The following is a 16,571-nucleotide window of genomic DNA, read 5'->3' as shown; positions in this document are numbered from 1 at the left end:
ATCCCGGTGGTGGTGAAGCCTGTGTTGTAGGCCATGTTGGGAAGGATCAGGATGTTGCCGATACCGTTAATCCTTGATTGCGATCCCGGCACTGATGACGCGGTGGCGATCCTGCTGGCGCTGGCCTCGCCGGAGCTGGAGGTGCTGGCGGTGACGGTGGCCGGCGGCAATGTCGGGCTGGTCCATACGCTGGCCAATACGCTGGCGCTGACCGCGCTGGCTGGATCGGGCGTGGCGGTGCATGCCGGGGCGGAGCGGCCGCTGCTGGGGGCGTTCACCAGCGAAGTCCGGGTACACGGCGAGAACGGGCTGGGCGGGGTGGCGTTGCCTCGGGGTGGCGCGGTGGGGCCGGGGCTGGCATGCGATGTGATCCGGCGGATGCTGCGCGAGGCGGGCGAACCGGTGACGTTGGTTGGCATCGGGCCGGCGACCAACCTGGCGCTGGCGCTGGGGAGCGAACCGGCGCTGACCGCGAAGGTGAAGCAGGTCGTGCTGATGAGCGGTGCGTGGGGCCAGGGCAATGTTACTCCGGCGGCTGAATTCAACGCCTGGAGCGATCCCGAGGCGCTGGCGATCCTGCTGGCGAGCGGCTGTCGCGTGGTGTTCGCGACTCTGGACCTGACAGCGCAGGCGCTGGTCACGCCGGCGCGGATTGCTGCGTGGCGCGAGCTGGGTTCGGGGCGCTGCCTGCGCGCGGCGTGCGACATCCAGGCCAGCGTGCCGTTGCTGGACCGGTTCGGTGATCTGGGCACGCCGTTGCACGATCCGTGTGCGCTGGCCTGGCTGATCCGGCCCGATCTTTTTACTGTGCGCGACTGCTCGGCGCGGATGGATTTGGGGCCGGGACCGAGCCGGGGGCGCACCTTGATCGATCGGTGGGGACGGACCGGTGATGCGGTTAACGCGGCGGTGCTGGAGACGGTGGATGCCGATGGGCTGTTCCGGCTGCTGGGCGAGAGGCTCGCGCGGTTGCCGTGAACGTGGCACGGTTCGGCGGATCTTTTTGGAGCAAGCCGCATGGGCCCCAACGCGCTGCCGTTCGATGCCGAAACGATGCTGACTGGCTTGCGCGAATGGGTGGAGTGCGAAAGTCCGACCTTCGATGCCGGGTCGGTCAATCGGATGATGGACGTCGCGTCGCGCGCGCTGGTGCTGGCGGGGGCTCGGATCGAGCGGGTGGCCGGGCGGATGGGGCTGGGCGATTGCGTGCGGGCGACGTTTGCGCACCCGACGCCGGATGTGCCGGGGATTCTGCTGATGGGGCACCTGGATACGGTGCATCCGATCGGCACGCTGGCGAAACTGCCGTTCCGGCGCGAGGGCAACCGGGCGTGGGGGCCGGGGATCCAGGACATGAAGGGCGGCAACTACCTGTCGCTGGAGGCGATCCGGCAACTCGGGCGTGCCGGGCTGCGCACCCGGCTGCCGGTGACGGTGCTGTTCACCAGCGACGAGGAGATTGGCAGTCCGTCGACCCGCGACCTGATCGAGGCGGAGGCGGCGCGTCACAAATACGTTTTGGTGCCGGAACCGGCTCGGCCTGATGGCGGGGTGGTGACGGGGCGCTATGCGATTGCTCGGTTCAACCTGGAGGCGACCGGGCGTCCGAGCCATGCGGGGGCTGCTTTGGCGGCGGGGCGGTCGGCGATCAAGGAGATGGCGCGCAAGCTGATCGAGATCGAGGACATGACCAGCGATGACTGCACCTTCAGCGTGGGCGTGATCCATGGTGGGCAGTGGGTCAACTGCGTGGCCACCAGCTGCACCGGGGAGGCGTTGTCGATGGCCAAGCGGCAGGCCGACCTGGACCGTGGCGTGGCGGCGATGCTGGATCTGCGGGCGTCGTCCAACGAGGTGCAGTTCCAGGTGACGCGAGGGGTTACTCGACCGGTGTGGGAGCCGGATGGGCGTGGCGTGGCGCTGTACGACACCGCGCGGCGGATCGCCTTGGAGTTGAGCTACGCCATCAGTTCGCAAAGTTCGGGCGGCGGGTCGGACGGCAATTTCACCGGGGCGATGGGGGTTGCGACGCTGGATGGGCTGGGCGTGGCGGGGGCGGGGGCGCACACGCTGGACGAGCACATCCAGATCGACAGCCTGGCGTATCGCGGCAAGCTGATGGCGGGGCTGCTGATGGCGCTGGAGTGACGCCAAGTCGGGACACCGCTTGAGGCAGCGACGAACAGACCGATTGATGCAGCGACGAACAGCGGGATCGGTCGACCGACTGAGATGCCTTGTTTCGTGCGGACGGTGGAAGGTGATTGATTCGCATTCCCCGGGCGGCCCGTTGGGTTACCTACCGCCGCTGACAGTCGGAAACCCTGCAATGCCGGTTCTTGCGATCGCCGGAGCGGGCTACTTGCAATTTCCGGTCAGTGTCGTTCGCGAGCTTGCGCAAACCATCCACGGCGCGAGCTTGGTGGAAGCGGCAACCTCCGCTGATCTTGCCGCGCTCGATCGGCGGATCCGTTGGAATAGGTGGATCGCCGCATTGCTGGATACGGCGCTCGCTGTGGGATAGCTGATGGAGGAAGATATGCTCTACGAACTCACCACCCTGTCATGCCCGTTGTTGTCCATTGGGGAGGCTTCCACGAGAGCACAAACTTGGGTTTCGGATCCCATGTCAGGCGGCAAGTTCCTGGGCTGCTGGCGGACGGAACTCGGCACGCTGGGTCAAGTCTTGGTCCTGCGCGGTTTCGACACACCTGAAGAAATGACGGCTGAGCGGCGTCGTGCGCTGCTGAACGCCAATCCATTCAACGCGGGCAGCGTGGTGAGCGCGCTCAGCATGGACAGCTATGCGGCTTTTCCGTTCCTGCCGCCGGTTCAGCCGCATGCATTTGGCCCAACCTACGAATTCCGCACCTATCGCCTGAAACCCGGCGGTTTGCCGCCGACGTTGGACGGCTGGGAAGAGGCGATCGAGCCGGCGCGGGAATACACCGCGCATTTGGTGATCAACATGTATGCGCTCGATGGGGCGCCGCGAATCACCCATATCTGGGGCTTCGCAAGTCTGGAGCAACGCGCGGCACTGCGCGCCAAGTCCTACGCTGCGGGGATCTGGCCGCCGCGGGGCGGTCCGGAGCAGATCATCGAGGCGACGTCGACGATCGCGCTGCCAGAAAGCTATTCTCCGCTGCGCTGAAGCTTACCCAAAGTGACGCGCAGCGCCGTGCTGGCTCCGCACAGTCTTCAACGTCGAAAAACGCAAATGTCTGGTAGCATGGATTGAGACGATCGGCGGATGACCATGGTTTCACTCGACCCTTGTGCCGCCGACGGTCTCGTCTGATGCCACCCAGCCTTGACAGCAGTATGTCCCAGCATGGGGCTGCAGCGGCATGAATTGGGCTACCGGGGCGCCTGTCTGTCCGATCGTATCAGGAGAACCAAGATGACCGAGCTTCGCATGGAAACCGACAGCATGGGTCAGGTCGGGGTTCCGGCCGACAAGCTGTGGGGGGCGCAGACCCAGCGGTCGCTGGAGCATTTCAGCATCGGGCACGACCTGATCCCGCGCGAGATGATCACCGCCTATGCCATCCTGAAGAAAGCGGCGGCGCGGGCGAATCATGGCGGCAAGCGGATCGACGATCGGGTCCTGCAACTGATTGAGCAGGTGTGCGACGAGATCCTTGGTGGGGAGCATCATGACATGTTCCCGCTGCACGTCTGGATGACCGGCAGCGGCACGCAGTTCAACATGAACGTCAACGAGGTGATCTCCAATCGGATCTGCCAGATCGCCGGCACGCCGGTCGGTAGCAAGGCGCCGGTGCATCCGAACGACCATGTCAACATGTCGCAGTCGTCGAACGATACGTTTCCCTCGGCGATGTATATTGCGGCGGCGGTGGGGGTGGCGCAGCGGCTGGTGCCGTCGGTGCGGGCGCTGCACGACGCGATCGCGGCCAAGGCGGTGGAGTGGGACGGGATCGTCAAGATCGGGCGCACCCACATGCAGGATGCGACGCCGATCACCTTGGGGCAGGAGTGGTCGGGCTATGCCGGGGCGCTTTCCGACAATTTGCGGCGGATCGAGGCTGCGCTGGGCGATGTTTATCACCTGGCGCTGGGCGGCACCGCGGTGGGGACCGGGATCAACGCGGCGCCGGGGTTCGCCGGGGCGGCGGCGGCGGAGATCGCGGCGCTGACCGGGTTGGATTTCGTCAGCGCGGCGAACAAGTTCACCGTTCAGGGGGCGCACGACGCGCTGGTGCAGTTATCCGGAACGTTCCGCACGCTGGCGGTCTCGCTGTACAAGATCGGCAACGACATCCGGTTGCTGTCGTGCGGTCCTCGGGCGGGGTTTGCCGAACTGATGATCCCGGAGAACGAGCCGGGGTCGTCGATCATGCCGGGGAAGGTCAATCCGACCCAGGCCGAGGCGCTGACGATGATCGCGGTGCAGGTGATGGCGAACGATGTCGCGGTGGGCTTTGGCGGGGCCGGCGGGTATCTGGAGATGAACGTCTACAAGCCGCTGATGATCTTTAACCTGGCGCACTCGATCACGCTGTTGACCGACGGCTGCGCCAACTTCCGCCGGTTCCTGGTCGAAGGAACTCGGCCCAATCTGAAGAAGATCCAGGAATATGTCGATCGGTCGTTGATGCTGGTGACGGCGCTGGCGCCGGTGATCGGCTACGACAAGGCATCCACGATCGCGCACCACGCGATGGATCACGACCTGACGTTGAAGCAAGCGGCGTTGCAGCTTGGGTTTGTCACCGAGGCGGAGTTCGATCGGGTGGTCGATCCGGCCAAGATGGTCCGGCCGTATGTCGCGGAGGGCCAGTGACCGGCGATGATGCAGAGGGGGGCGCAGGCGGGGGCGCCATCCGGTTCGGTTAAGCAGGCGTCAATGGGGGGACCGGTTGCCGCGTTGGATGGCGCCCCTACGGCCGGTGTGGTGGGTGGCGCCACCGCCGGTGCGGCGGATGGCCCCACGGCTAGTGTGGCGGACGATCGCGCCGCCGGTGCGGCGGATGGCCCTGCGGCTAGTGTGGCGGACGATCGCGCCGCCGGTGCGGCGGATGGCCCCGCGGCTAGTGTGGCGGATGATCGCGCCGCCGGTGCGGCGGATGGCCCCACGGCCGGTGCGGCGGATGACCTGATTCTGCGTGCCGCCACGTTGCTGTTTGTTAACGGCCAGACCACGGAGCGGACCATCGAGGCGACGGAGCGGTTGGCGGTGGCGCTGGGGTGTCGGGCTAGCTTGCTGCCTCGGTGGGGCGAATTGACGCTGCGCGTGGTGCACGATCGGACCGCCAGGGTCGAGGTCGCGGCGGCCGACCCGGTCGGGGTCGATATGGGCCGGGTGGCGGCCACCAACCGGGTGATCGATGGGTTCTGCAACGGCAAGATCGGCGCCGGCGCGGTTGCGCAGCGGCTATGCGAGATCGGTGTGCGGCGGCCGGTGTCGCTGGCGCGCTTCGCCTGCATGGCGGCGCTGGGCGCGGCTGCGCTTGGGGTGATCTTCGGGGTCGCGCATCCGCCAAGTCTGGCGCTGATCGCGCTGTGCGCCGGGGCCGGGGCGTGCCTGCGGCGCGGCCTGGCCGGCGTCAGCCGCAATCCGCTGATCCAGCCGTTCGCGGCCGCCCTGCTTGCCGGCGGGGTCGGCGGTGTGGTGGCGCATGCGCAGCCGGGTGCGTCGCAGCTTCTGGTCGCGGTGTGCCCGTGCATGGTGCTGGTGCCCGGTCCGCACCTGCTGAACGGCGCGATGGATCTGGTTCGGGCGCGGGTGGCGCTGGGCGCGGCTCGGGTGGGGTTCGCGGGGCTGGTGATCGTGATGATCTGCGCCGGGTTGCTGCTGGGACTGTCGGCGGCGGGGATCAGCCTGCCGGTTTCCGGTCCGGCGGTGGCGGTGCCGCTGGTCTACGACGTTGCCGCGGCCGGCGTTGCGGTTGCCGCCTATGGGTCGTTCTTCGGCATGCCGTGGCGGTCGCTGCCGATCCCGATCGGCATTGGCATGCTTGCCCATGCCGGACGCTGGATGGTGATCGCGCGGCTGGGCGGCAGCATCGAGGTCGGAGCGTTCGTCGCCTGCCTGCTGGTCGGGGTCGTCATGACGCCGATCGCGGACCGGTTGCGGCTGCCGTTCGCGGCACTGGCGTTCGCCTCCGTGGTGTCGCTGATTCCGGGGGTGTTCCTGTTCCGCGTGGGCGGCGGCCTGGTCGTGCTGGCGATGGCGGGGGCGCAGGCGCCGCCTGGGCTGCTGCTGGGTATTGTCGCGGACGGCAGCACCGCGTTGCTGATCATCCTGGCGATGACGTTCGGGCTGGTGTTTCCCAAGCTGGTGATCGAGCATTTCGTCGGGCCGCCGGGCGGCGTCGCGGGCCGGGGCGCCGGAGGGCGGCTGGGCTGAGGGTTGGACGCGCTGGGGTCGAATGGCCGGGGATCAGACGCAGGGGATGGGATAGTCTTGCAGCAGGCGCCAGGGCAGCGGACGCATGGATCAGCCGTGGTGGATTCAGCCGGTGGCGCCGATCGGGCGGAACCGCACGGATTCCATGGTACGCTGGACAACGGCGGTGCGATAGATCGCCACGGCGAGACGGGGATCGTCGGCAATATCCCGCAATGGGCGATCTTCCGCCCAGTATCCGGCTTCGAGCAGCGCCTCTTCGATCAATTCGGCACTGATCGGCACCACGACGCCGCAGATGATGGCAAATTCATCCGGCCAGCAGAGTCGGCCGGCGAACGCTTGCCCGGGTGCGACGCTGGCGGTCAGCGCTTCGTCGATCATCCAGGTCTCGCGTTCGCGGAGGACATCCTCGACCACCAGGCCGGCCACGTCGTGGCGGCGTACGATGCGCCATAGCGAGAATCGGGCGTTGCGGATCGCGTCCAGCACGCGGGCCTCGTCGGGGTCGGCACAGGTCACCGCCTTGGCGTAGCGATCGATGGCTCTGGAGCGGCCGCGCCTGGCGGTGTGGACCGCCAGATCGAACGCCAGCGTCATTTCCTCGTCGCTGTCGGTGGTGAAGCTGCCGTGGTGGGTCAGGCCGAGATGCTTCGCTCGTTCCATGATCGTGGGCTGAGCGAGGTGATCCAGGGCGGCCTGATGGTGGCGGTTGCCGATTTCGCGCAGGCGGCGATAGCGATCGAGAATGTCTTGCTGCTGCATGATCCCTCCATGCGTCTGGCTCAGCGCGTGAAGGGTAGCCGGGGGCGATCGAGTCGGGGCAAATGCGGCGATCATTCCCTGGTTATTCCGCCCTGGTTATCCGGGCCGTTCGTTGGACGACGGTCGCACTGATCGCCGCGGCGTACGGGTTGGCGCGGTCGGCATCGACGGCTTGGCAGGCGGCCTGGCAGCGGGTCGCGGGCGGTTTATCGCACGGCGAGGCGCACCAGTGCGCCGGCGACGTCGAACAGGTCGAGCAGCCGGGCGACGTAGTGGTCGTGCACCGCGAAGCCTGGCGCGGCGGGGTCGTGCATCTGGCGTTCAAGCGCATCCAGCATGCGGCGCAGGCGGTGTTCGTGCAGGCCGAGCTTGCGCTGCACCGGGTCGGAGACGATGCCGGCGAACGCCGAGGCGACGGTGGATGCGGCCAGCAGGCCGCCGGTCAGGCCGGCCACCAGCAGCGCCGAGGGTGCCACCGGGAACATGGTATACCACAGCGAACCGAGTGCTCCGCCCATCGGGAACGACATCACCGCGGCGCGCTGGGCAATCGCGGCGGCCAGCGTGGGGCCCAGCGACATCGCGCCGGGGGTGAGTTTGCGCAACGCCAGGGCGCCGCTGCCGAGGGTGAACAGCGCGGTGGTGATCTCGGTCGCGGCGGCGCGGGTGCGGGTGTATTCCGCCATCGCTGCTTCCAGTCGCTGGCGCAGCGCGGGATCGTTGCCGTTGGTGGCGATGGCGTCGAGCGCCGGGGTCAGCGCCGCCACCACGCGGGGGTCGGACAGTATGGTCTCGGCCAGCTCGTCCCGAGTGGTGACCCGGTCGCCGCAGCGATAGGGCAGTTCCAGGAGGTCGGCGTGCAGGCGCCAGGCGAGCTCCTTTCCGACCTCGGTATGGACCAGCAGTCGGGTGTTGCCGAGTTTGTCGGCCAAGCGGCGGGCGCCGAGTTTGCGGGCGGCGTGGGAGGCCACCAGCAGGCCGATTTGGGGCGCGGCCATGGTCAGGTTCAGCGGCGCGCGGGCGATGTCCCAGCCGAGCGCGGCGCGATGCAGGCGGAGCGAGCCGGACAGCGAGAAGTTGCGGTCGATGAATGGTTTGACGAGGTTGCGGCGGTCGTCGAAGTAGCGGCGCACGCCGTCCTCGACGATGCGGGCGGCGAGCATCCGGTCCGGGGTGGCCGCGGGCGGGGGCGGGCTGGTCGTTGGGGGGCTGGTGGTCGGAGCCGGGCTGATGGTCGGAGCAGGGCCGGTGGTCGGGACTGGGCTCGCGGTCGGGGCCGAGCTGGCGGTCGGAGCAAGGCTGGTTGTTGAAGCCGGGCTGGCAGTCGGGGCAGGGCTGGCCATTGGGGCTTGGTTTGTCGGGGGGGAAATAGTGGTTTCCGGCGTCATGGTCTCACCTCGGCCGCGGTTCGGCTGCGCGGGCGGATCGGGCTTAGCGGTGGGCGTCACACGTCCAAGCCCTTGATATGTCCATGCGGGTGACCGACGACAAGGTTTTCGCGATGGTCGTGATCGGGCCCGGTTTGGTCAGGACGGCGGGAAGCCCGGCAGCGGCGGACAGTTGGGGGGTGCGATCGCCATTGCCTTGAACAGGTGGCCCATGGCGGCCGGGTCGGCGAGCCGACGTGCCGCCGCGATCTGCGCCTCGGGGTCGGCGGGTTGTCCGCGGGCCAGTCGTTCGGCGCGCTGGAACAATCCGAGGGCGGTGAGGAAGGCGCCTTGCGGAACCGGCCCTTGCACCGAGGCGCCGCAGCCGCAGGCCACCTGGGCAAGGTCGGCGAAATCGACGTGCGCCGTCAGATCGGCCGATCCGGCCTGGCGCAGCGGGTCGGTCGGGCGTTTGCGGGCGAGGGCCTGCAGGCTGTCTCCGGCGGCACTGCGTTCGGGTCCGTAATCCACCAGCAGTGCGATCGCAGCGTGCCTTGATGCGCGCTGGCCGAGGGCGGCGAGGAAGCCGCGCGCGGCTTCGTTGAGCTCGACGATGTCGCCTTCGGCCGGCGCACGGCCTTGCGGCACGAGGTTGGGCGCCAGGTCTGGTTCGACCGGCTGTTCGAGCCATTGGCCGGCGGCGACGAATCGCTCGGTCCAGCCGGGGCCGCGGCGGACGAACTGGCGGATCGGCAGCGCGTCGAGGAATTCATTGGCGAGCAGGATCATCGGGCCGGCTGGGAGCGTAGTCAGATCGTCGTGCCAGGCGGCGTCGGGTGCCAGGGCCGCCTGCGACGCCTTCAGCCGGGGTGAGGTCTCGATCAGGTGGACGCGCAGCGCGGCGGCGAAATCCGGTGCCGCCCGGCGCACCGCGCGCAGAGCATCCGCCATCAGCGTGCCGCGTCCTGGGCCGGCCTCCACCAGCGCAACCGGCGCGGGGGAGCCGAGCTGTTGCCAGGCGTGGGATGCCCAGAGTCCGAGGATTTCGCCGAACACCTGGCTGATCTCGGGTGCGGTGGTGAAGTCGGCGAACGGATCCTGGGTGGCGTAGTAGATCGCGTTGGCGCGGGCCATGAAGGCGTCGAGGCGTTCAGGTTGGTGGTTGGCGGGTGAGCTGTTGGCGGGTGGGTGGTTGGCGGGTGGGTGGTTGGCGGGTAGGAGGTTGGCCGGGGGGTGGTTGGCCGGCATCGCTGTGTGTCTCCGTCCTGGTTGGGCGCGTGTTGGTGGCGTTTTCAGGCTGCACAGTCAGCCCCGAAACGGTCTAGTCTGCCTAGTCTGAAGTTCGCCAGATCAGGCGAACATCAGTCTCGCGACGCTAGCTCTTTGTTTTCAGTGGCCTGCTGATCCCATGCGTCCGCCGCATGAGGCGGCGAACTTCTGGGGCGGGACACCAGAAGTCTCGGGACGGTTGCACGGGAGTCCGGGAATTGCAGTGCCGGCATTGAAGGACATCCGACGCCGCAAGCTGGTGTCGCCGCGCCGGCGGTTTTTGTTGATTGCGCTGGGACTGTCGGTGGCGGTGCATATCGCGGCGGCGCTGCTGATCGCGCTGCTGCCACGGGTGCTGCAGCGGCCGCCGGTGGCGCGGGAAGCCGGCACAGTCGAGCTGTTGATGGTGGAACACAAGGGCGCCCAGCCTAGCGCCGCGCCGCAGCCGGTGCCTGATCAGGCGGCGCGGAGCCAGCCGCGGCCGGCGGTGCCGGTTCGGCCACCGGCGGTGGATCAGCCGGCCCGGCCGCCGGCGGTGAAACAAGCAGCCGAACCGCCGAAACCGCCGGTCAAGACGCCGGGTCCGGCGCTGGAGGCGGCCGGTCCGATGGTGCCTTCGAGTCCGGATGTGGCGGCGCCGAAGCCGGCCGAGCCGAGGTCGGCCAAGCCTGCCGAAGCGGCGGCGCAGGCCAAGCCGGCCGAAGCGGCGGCGGCGCAGGCCAAGCCCGGCGAAGCTGCGCCGGCGCGGACCAAGCCTGCCGAGGCGGCGCCGGCGCAGCCGCGGCAGGCACCGGTGTTCGACCTGGCCGGCACCGAGAGCGAATCCAACGCCGTGGCGCTGGGGTCGAACATCGTGCCGGCGAGCCCGGACAACCGGTTCAGGAACCGCCCGCCGATCTATCCTCCGGAAGCGGAAATCAGCGGTGAGCATGGCGCGGTGCTGGTGGTGATCCATGTCTCCGAGAGCGGTATCGCCAGCGGCGTCGATGTGGCGCAAAGCTCCGGCGTCGAGGTGCTGGATCGCGCCGCGGTCGATGCGGTGCGGAAGTGGCGGTTTCGCCCGGCGTTGCGGCAGGGCAGGGCGGTGCCGTTCGATATGCCGTTCCGGTTTGTGTTCGAGGCCAATTGAGGAGTGCGCGCATGGTTCGTATCGATCGGGTGGTGACCAGGGGCGGCGACTCGGGGCAGACCTCGCTGGGCGACGGGTCGCGGGTGTCGAAGACCGACGTCCGGATCGAGGCGATCGGCGCGGTGGACGAGGCGAATGCCAGCATCGGCGTGCTGCGGACCCAGACGCGCGGCCGGCCGGAGGACGCGATGCTGGGCCGGGTGCAGAACGACCTGTTCGATGTCGGCGCCGATCTGTGCGTGCCGGGCGAGGCGGGCGAGCGGCTGCGTCTGACCGAGGCCCCCGTCGGGCGGCTGGAGGCCGAGGTCGAGGCGATGAACGCGACGCTTCCGGTGCTGAGCAGCTTCATCCTGCCCGGCGGCACCGATGCCTCGGCGCTGGGTCACGTGGCGCGGGTTTCGGTTCGGCGGGCGGAGCGAGCGGTGCTGGCGGTCGGGGAGGTCAATCCGGTGGTGCCGCGCTATCTCAACCGGTTGTCGGACCATCTTTTCGTGCTGTCGCGGGTGCTGAACGAGAATGCGGCGGCGGACGTGTTGTGGGTGCCGGGGGCCAATCGGCGCTAGCGGCGTGCGGTTTCCAGCCCGGCGGCGGCCGGCTACAGCAATATCGGTTCAGGTTGAACCGATAATGCTTCGCGACGCTCTGTGTGCGAGGGCGATTCACGCTTTTGGTGATGCTACCAGAAGCGATCACAGTCTGAGTTTGAGAGCACGATTGACGCTTTTGGTGGTGCCAGCAAAAGCGATTGTAGTCTTTGTTTGAGAGGACGATTCACGCTTTTGGTGATGCCACCAAAAGCGATCGCAGTCTTTGTTTGAGAGGGCGATTCACGCTTTTGGTGATGCCACCAAAAGCGATCGCAGTCTTTGTTTGAGAGGGCGATTCACGCTTTTGGTGATGCCACCAAAAGCGATCGCAGTCTTTGTTTGAGAGGGCGATTTACGCTTTTGGTGATGCCACCAAAAGCGATCGCACTCTTTGTTTGAGAGGACGATTCACGCTTTTGGTGATGCCACCAAAAGCGATCGCAGTCTGAGTTTGAGAGGGCGATTTACGCTTTTGGTGATGTCACCAAAAGCGATCGCAGTCTAGACCGTTCTGCCTAGCTGGTTCAGGAGACGTCGCATGCTGTTCTTGGTCATCAGCGAACCGCGGCCGGAGCGTCCATCCGGCGTGACGGCGGCAAGGCAGAGCTACTGGCGCTGGATCCAGCCGTTGATCGATAGCGGCGAGGTGCGTTCGGTACACGCCAAGGTCGGGCGCGGCGCGGTCGTGCTGTTCGAGGTTGCCTCCAACGAGGCGCTGCACGCCCATCTGAACGCCTGGGCCGACATCATTCCGGCGCGGTTCGAGGTGCATGCGCTGATCGATCCGGCCGCCGCGCGGCGGTTTCTGGACCGGCCGGGGGCGGGGTAGGGGGCGCAAGGTCGGTGGGCGCCAGCGACCTCGGTGCGAAGGATTCGGCCGCGTCTACGGGCGTCGACGTGAGCACCGGCGCCATTCTGGCCTATCGGCTGTTCGATGTCGGCTACGCGATCGACCTGGTGCAGGCCGAACAAATCTGGGCCCGCACCGAACGCACCGGAAGCACGCGTGGCCGGCTGACCACCACGCCGCCCAAGGCGGTGGCCTTTGGCGTTGCACCGCTGGCGCTCAACCTGGGAACCATCAGCCTGGCACTGCCGGATGGTCCGCTTCCGGCGATCGCGACGGCTCGGCTTTACGAGTTCGGTGTGGTCAGCGTGGCGCTCCGCGTGGCGGTGCTGGATCTGTCGTGGGCCGGCTTTGCGCAGCGCCTGAACGCGGTGGATCGCGTCGTCGGGCCGACACCTGATAGCGGACTGTGGAGCGAACTGCTTGATCGGGTGCGCCAGGGCATCGGCGAGGGGGTGGTGCGCCCGACCGCCTCGACGCTGGAGGAGGACTACCTGGTTGGGGTGGTCAACGCATTCAACGAGAACATGTCGGCCGAGGTGTTGCTCGAGCGTCTGGATCTGGTGCCCTTGTTGTCCGGCGAGCAGCGTGCGCTGTCGGACGGCGCCAGGCGCGACCTGCTGCGCCACCGCTATTCCTATTACACCGACGATCTGGTGGTGCTGACCTGGGACCGGGCGTTCATTTACGAGCCGCGCGGCGATACCGACGTGACCGACGTGCTCGAGGTCGCCAATGCGCAGTTGCTGGAGATGCGCTACTACGATGAGTTGCTGGATGCCGAACTGCCGCGGATGTACAATCTGGTGGAGACGGAACGCCGGCGATGGTCGCTGCCGGGCGCGCGGCGGTTCGCCGATCTGGCGCGGCGGCTGTACACGCTGGTGGCCGAAGTCACCGAACTGACCGAAAAGGTGGACAACGCGCTGCAGGTGACCGAGGACGTCTATCTGGCGCGGATCTATGCGGCGGCGCTGGAGATGTATCGCGTTCCGACCGTCAGCGCGGCCGTGGACCGCAAGCTCTCGATCATCCGCGACACTTATACGGCGCTTTACGACGAGGCGTCGAGCAGCCGGTCGGGGCTGCTGGAAATCATTATCGTGGTGATGATCGCGGTCGAGGTCGTTCTGGCGGTGATCCGATGACGGGAGTTGTTCGGCGCCGCTTTGCCGGCGCCGTTTTCCGGTTCCGGCCGAGGTTTTGCCGGGGCATGACGTCGGTTTCGGCGGGAGCTAGGCGCGCGACGATCAAGCGCATGAAGCCGGTGGTCGCCGGGTTGTCGCATTTGCCCGGCAACGCTTTTTTCTGGCTGGAGGACGCACAATGCATTACGTTCTATTTCGTTTCTCCGCGCTTTCGACCGGTCAGCGCTTCAAACGTGCTGATCAATCCCTCGATCTCGGCCGATATGGACTCGAACTCCTGAGCCAGTTGGGCGAATGCGTCGCGCGCTTCGGGTTCGGTTTCGCTGCTGGCGTGAGTGGTGCACTCGGCTGCCCATGCCAGGGGATCCCTGACATAGCCTTTCTTCGTTTCCTGCAGAACCATTGGTGATTTCCTTTGGCAACCCGGTAATCTGTAACGGATCAGCGGTTTGCCGACGATAGATTTGCGTTACAGCAGCATGAATAGAGCCGGGTCGGGTGCGCGATTGGATCAATTAACGCGCACTTTCCCGTGTATCTGACTGCGATTTTGCCGACTCCGGCGGCCGCCGGTCAGGTTCGGGTCGTCGGGGGAACGAAACGGTTGGTCACTGGTTGTCTGCTGTCTCGGCGGCGGTGGTGGCGTCGAGGCGCGGCGCATCGTGAGATTGTTACTTGGGCGATTTGCTACTGGGTCTGTTGGCGGTGTTGCTTCAGGTATTGCCAGGTCGCCTGGCGCTGGGCGGGGGTCAGGTTCGGCACGCCGCGTTGCGCCAGGAAGGCATCGAATTCGGTCTGCATCCCGAGTTGGTTGGCCGTGGATGTCGCGGTTGCGGTCTGCGCGGCGGGACTATGCTGGGCGATCCACATGGCGGCGGGTGCGAAGCGGACCCATCCGGGCTGTGCGGCTTCAAGATTGACGTCGTGCCATTTCGGATGGTGTGGCGGCTTCAGCAGCGCCGGGAACTTGCTGAAGAATGCATCCACGAAGCTGACGAGGTTCTGGTAGCGCGGGGTTCCTTGCGGCCAAGCGAGGACGGCCAGGGCGACACCGACGCCGACGGTGTCGACGCTCTGAGTTGGCGCGATCAGGGTGGGGTAATCCTGATGGGTGAGGGTTCCGCCGGGCAGGTAGGTTTTCTCCAGCTCGGGGTTCGACGGAACGGCAACGAAATGCAGACCGGTGTCGGCCGGCTGGCTGGCGAACAGACGCACGGGTGTGCCGGCGACATAGACGTTGGCGGCGATTTCTCCGCGTCGCAGGCGGTCTTGCGCGATGGTCGGTTCCTCGACGCGGAAATCCGGCTGGATGCCCAGGGTCTTGAACACCGCGCGGGCGGTGAGGTTGGTGCCGGCGCCTTCGACGTCGATATTGACCGGCTTGCCTTGCAGATCGGAGAGCAGCTTGATGGCGGGCCCGGCGCAGACATGCACGTCGTTGTCGTAGAGCTTGCAGATATACTGGATCTTGTTGATTTCCTTGGGATAGAGGTTGTTGGTCTGGGCGTAGGCGAGGGCGTCGGAGGTGACCAAAGCGAGGTCCACGCCGGGCAAATGGAGCAGGTCGCCGAGGTTCTGCAGCGAGCCCTTTCCGACCACCGGCACGACCCGCAGCGTTTCGGAGTTCAGCACCGAGGTAAGATCGGTGGCGATGCGCATGAAGGTGCCATCGATCTCGCCACCCATGATGCCGATGGTGGCCGGGCGCGCTGTCGCGGCCCGGCCGAGGTTTGGGCGGCCGAGCAGGGTGGTGGCTGGGATGGCCGAGAGCAGGAAACGGCGGCGCATGTTTACCTCGATGACAGGTTTACCTTGATGAGAGGGCTTCGAGCAGCGGTGCGGCTCCGGTATCGCCGAGCTTGGCGGCGGCGTCGTACCAGAAGCGGGCAAGTTCCGGATTGGGGTCGACGCCGCCTAGAGCAGTTTGTTTGAGGTAGGTGGGGTCGTAGAGGCGGCCGAGATTGAGCGCGGCCGCGGCGTCGCCCTGGCGGGCTGAGGTGGCATAGAACCGGCGGGCGCCGGAGATATCACCGCGACGTTCGGCATCCAGGCCGCGGGCGAACAGCATCGCGGCGCGCTGTGGATCGGCGGTCGTCGGAACCGGTTCGGCCGGGGTGGGGCCGATCCGAGGGGGTGCGACCGGGCTTGGGGTGATCTGGGCCGGTGTGACGGCGGGGCCGGGGGTGATCGTGGCGGAGGTGGTCGTGCCTGGGGTGGCCGGGCTTGGGGTAGCCGGGCTTGGGGTGATCCTGGCCGGTGCGACCGGGCCGGAGGTGATCGTGCCGGAGGTGATCGTGCCGGCGACTGCGCTGGACGCTGCCTGGGTGGGCGCGATCTGGCTGGGGTTGGTCTCACGGGAGGTTGTCTGGCTGGGGGTGGTCTGGCTGGGGGTGGTCTGGCTGGGGTTGGTCTGGCTGGGGTTGGTCTGGCGGGAGGTGGTCTGGCTGTTCTGGCCCTGGTCGGATGGCTGGTTTGCCCATTGATCCGGCGGCGGCGTCACCGGCGGTTCGGCGGTCGCCAGCGCCGGTGTTGGCGTGGGTTTGTCGGTATTCGTTGGTGCAACGGATCCAGTGGCGCCTGGCGCGGCGACGTTTGGACCTGGCGCGGCGGTGGTTGGGCTTGGCGCGGCGACGGTTGGGTCCGATGGGGCGACGGTCGTGGCGAGTCCGAGCGCTTCCTGAGCTGCGGCTGGTGGGGGTGCGAGCGGTGGGGGTAGGAGCGTAGGGGATGCGAGCGACGGGGCGACGGGCAGGGTGTCGGCCGGTGTGTCCTGAGGCTGCGACCCGGGGTAGGGTGCGGCGTCGTTGGCTGGCGGCTTGTCGCGCTGCAACAGCGCCGAGAGTTCAGCCAATTGGTCTGGAGTGGCCGTACTGATGGCGTCCAGCATGGTCATGACCGTTTCGGTCATGTTGTCGCCTGGCGGTCCCCACCTGTGACCCGCGGCGTCCTGCGCTTTCGCCCGCGCCAGAAGATCGGCGAAGGTGGCACCTCCGGCATTGGCGGCAAGCTGTGTTACCAGCAGCGCGCAGAGCGCCAGCACAGCACAGCGAATTGCCATCGTCATCGCGTTCGTTTCCCACACT

At 67.2% G+C, this 16,571-nt stretch carries 16 protein-coding genes; 10 read left to right on the top strand and 6 right to left on the bottom strand.

The window, feature by feature from the left end; translation table 11 throughout:
- The first annotated feature begins 54 nt into the window (after positions 1-54).
- From ACQY4T_RS16160 to ACQY4T_RS16135, 6 genes are all read left to right on the top strand, one after another.
- On the top strand, positions 55-978 hold the full coding sequence (locus ACQY4T_RS16160) for a nucleoside hydrolase (RefSeq protein ID WP_428532537.1): 924 nt from the start codon (positions 55-57) through the stop codon (positions 976-978).
- Positions 979-1,017: 39 nt separating this feature from the next.
- Entirely contained in the window at positions 1,018-2,148 is a 1,131-nt protein-coding gene (locus tag ACQY4T_RS16155) for a M20/M25/M40 family metallo-hydrolase (protein ID WP_428532534.1), read from the top strand.
- A gap of 181 nt (positions 2,149-2,329) precedes the next feature.
- On the top strand, positions 2,330-2,524 hold the full coding sequence (locus ACQY4T_RS16150) for a hypothetical protein (RefSeq protein WP_428532531.1): 195 nt from the start codon (positions 2,330-2,332) through the stop codon (positions 2,522-2,524).
- A gap of 102 nt (positions 2,525-2,626) precedes the next feature.
- Positions 2,627-3,154, top strand: coding sequence for an NIPSNAP family protein (locus ACQY4T_RS16145; RefSeq protein ID WP_428532528.1), 528 nt, complete (start codon positions 2,627-2,629; stop codon positions 3,152-3,154).
- A gap of 249 nt (positions 3,155-3,403) precedes the next feature.
- Positions 3,404-4,810 carry a class II fumarate hydratase gene (locus ACQY4T_RS16140; RefSeq protein WP_428532525.1) on the top strand — a complete coding sequence of 469 codons (1,407 nt, stop codon included), beginning with the start codon at positions 3,404-3,406 and terminating at the stop codon, positions 4,808-4,810.
- A 63-nt stretch (positions 4,811-4,873) separates the two neighbouring features.
- On the top strand, positions 4,874-6,376 hold the full coding sequence (locus ACQY4T_RS16135) for a threonine/serine exporter family protein (RefSeq protein WP_428532522.1): 1,503 nt from the start codon (positions 4,874-4,876) through the stop codon (positions 6,374-6,376).
- Positions 6,377-6,481: 105 nt separating this feature from the next.
- Here ACQY4T_RS16135 and ACQY4T_RS16130 read toward each other — a convergent pair whose 3' ends face one another.
- The 3 genes from ACQY4T_RS16130 to ACQY4T_RS16120 form a co-directional block, all read right to left on the bottom strand.
- Positions 6,482-7,141: a hypothetical protein gene (locus ACQY4T_RS16130; protein ID WP_428532519.1), complete on the bottom strand. Its 660-nt coding sequence runs from the start codon at positions 7,139-7,141 to the stop codon at positions 6,482-6,484.
- 206 nt (positions 7,142-7,347) lie between these two features.
- On the bottom strand, positions 7,348-8,304 hold the full coding sequence (locus ACQY4T_RS16125) for a DUF6635 family protein (RefSeq protein WP_428532516.1): 957 nt from the start codon (positions 8,302-8,304) through the stop codon (positions 7,348-7,350).
- Positions 8,305-8,667: 363 nt separating this feature from the next.
- A complete protein-coding gene (locus ACQY4T_RS16120) occupies positions 8,668-9,642 on the bottom strand; it encodes a class I SAM-dependent methyltransferase (RefSeq protein ID WP_428542926.1) in 975 nt (324 codons plus the stop codon).
- A gap of 358 nt (positions 9,643-10,000) precedes the next feature.
- Here ACQY4T_RS16120 and ACQY4T_RS16115 point away from each other — a divergent pair, with 358 nt between their 5' ends.
- The 4 genes from ACQY4T_RS16115 (at position 10,001) to ACQY4T_RS16100 (ending at position 13,488) form a co-directional block, all read left to right on the top strand.
- Positions 10,001-10,906 carry an energy transducer TonB gene (locus tag ACQY4T_RS16115; protein WP_428532513.1) on the top strand — a complete coding sequence of 302 codons (906 nt, stop codon included), beginning with the start codon at positions 10,001-10,003 and terminating at the stop codon, positions 10,904-10,906.
- A gap of 11 nt (positions 10,907-10,917) precedes the next feature.
- Entirely contained in the window at positions 10,918-11,469 is a 552-nt protein-coding gene (locus tag ACQY4T_RS16110; protein ID WP_428532510.1) for a cob(I)yrinic acid a,c-diamide adenosyltransferase, read from the top strand.
- A gap of 562 nt (positions 11,470-12,031) precedes the next feature.
- The gene (locus ACQY4T_RS16105; RefSeq protein WP_428532507.1) at positions 12,032-12,322 is read left to right on the top strand and encodes a DUF3303 domain-containing protein; all 291 of its coding nucleotides are present in this window, start codon (positions 12,032-12,034) and stop codon (positions 12,320-12,322) included.
- Positions 12,323-12,390: 68 nt separating this feature from the next.
- Entirely contained in the window at positions 12,391-13,488 is a 1,098-nt protein-coding gene (locus ACQY4T_RS16100) for a hypothetical protein (RefSeq protein WP_428532504.1), read from the top strand.
- Positions 13,489-13,678: 190 nt separating this feature from the next.
- On the opposite strand, the gene ACQY4T_RS16095 is transcribed toward ACQY4T_RS16100, so the two are convergent.
- From ACQY4T_RS16095 to ACQY4T_RS16085, 3 genes are all read right to left on the bottom strand, one after another.
- Positions 13,679-13,891, bottom strand: a complete 213-nt coding sequence (locus ACQY4T_RS16095; protein WP_428532501.1) for a hypothetical protein — start codon at positions 13,889-13,891, stop codon at positions 13,679-13,681.
- 284 nt (positions 13,892-14,175) lie between these two features.
- Positions 14,176-15,276, bottom strand: a complete 1,101-nt coding sequence (locus ACQY4T_RS16090; protein ID WP_428532498.1) for a TAXI family TRAP transporter solute-binding subunit — start codon at positions 15,274-15,276, stop codon at positions 14,176-14,178.
- A 19-nt stretch (positions 15,277-15,295) separates the two neighbouring features.
- Positions 15,296-16,552, bottom strand: coding sequence for a hypothetical protein (locus tag ACQY4T_RS16085; protein ID WP_428532495.1), 1,257 nt, complete (start codon positions 16,550-16,552; stop codon positions 15,296-15,298).
- Positions 16,553-16,571 lie beyond the last annotated feature (19 nt).

The organism is Rhodopila sp. (genome assembly GCF_965277825.1).
GTDB lineage: Bacteria > Pseudomonadota > Alphaproteobacteria > Acetobacterales > Acetobacteraceae > Rhodopila.
The sequence above is the reverse complement of the archived record's forward strand: the minus strand, read 5'-3'. Positions and strand labels throughout refer to the sequence as shown.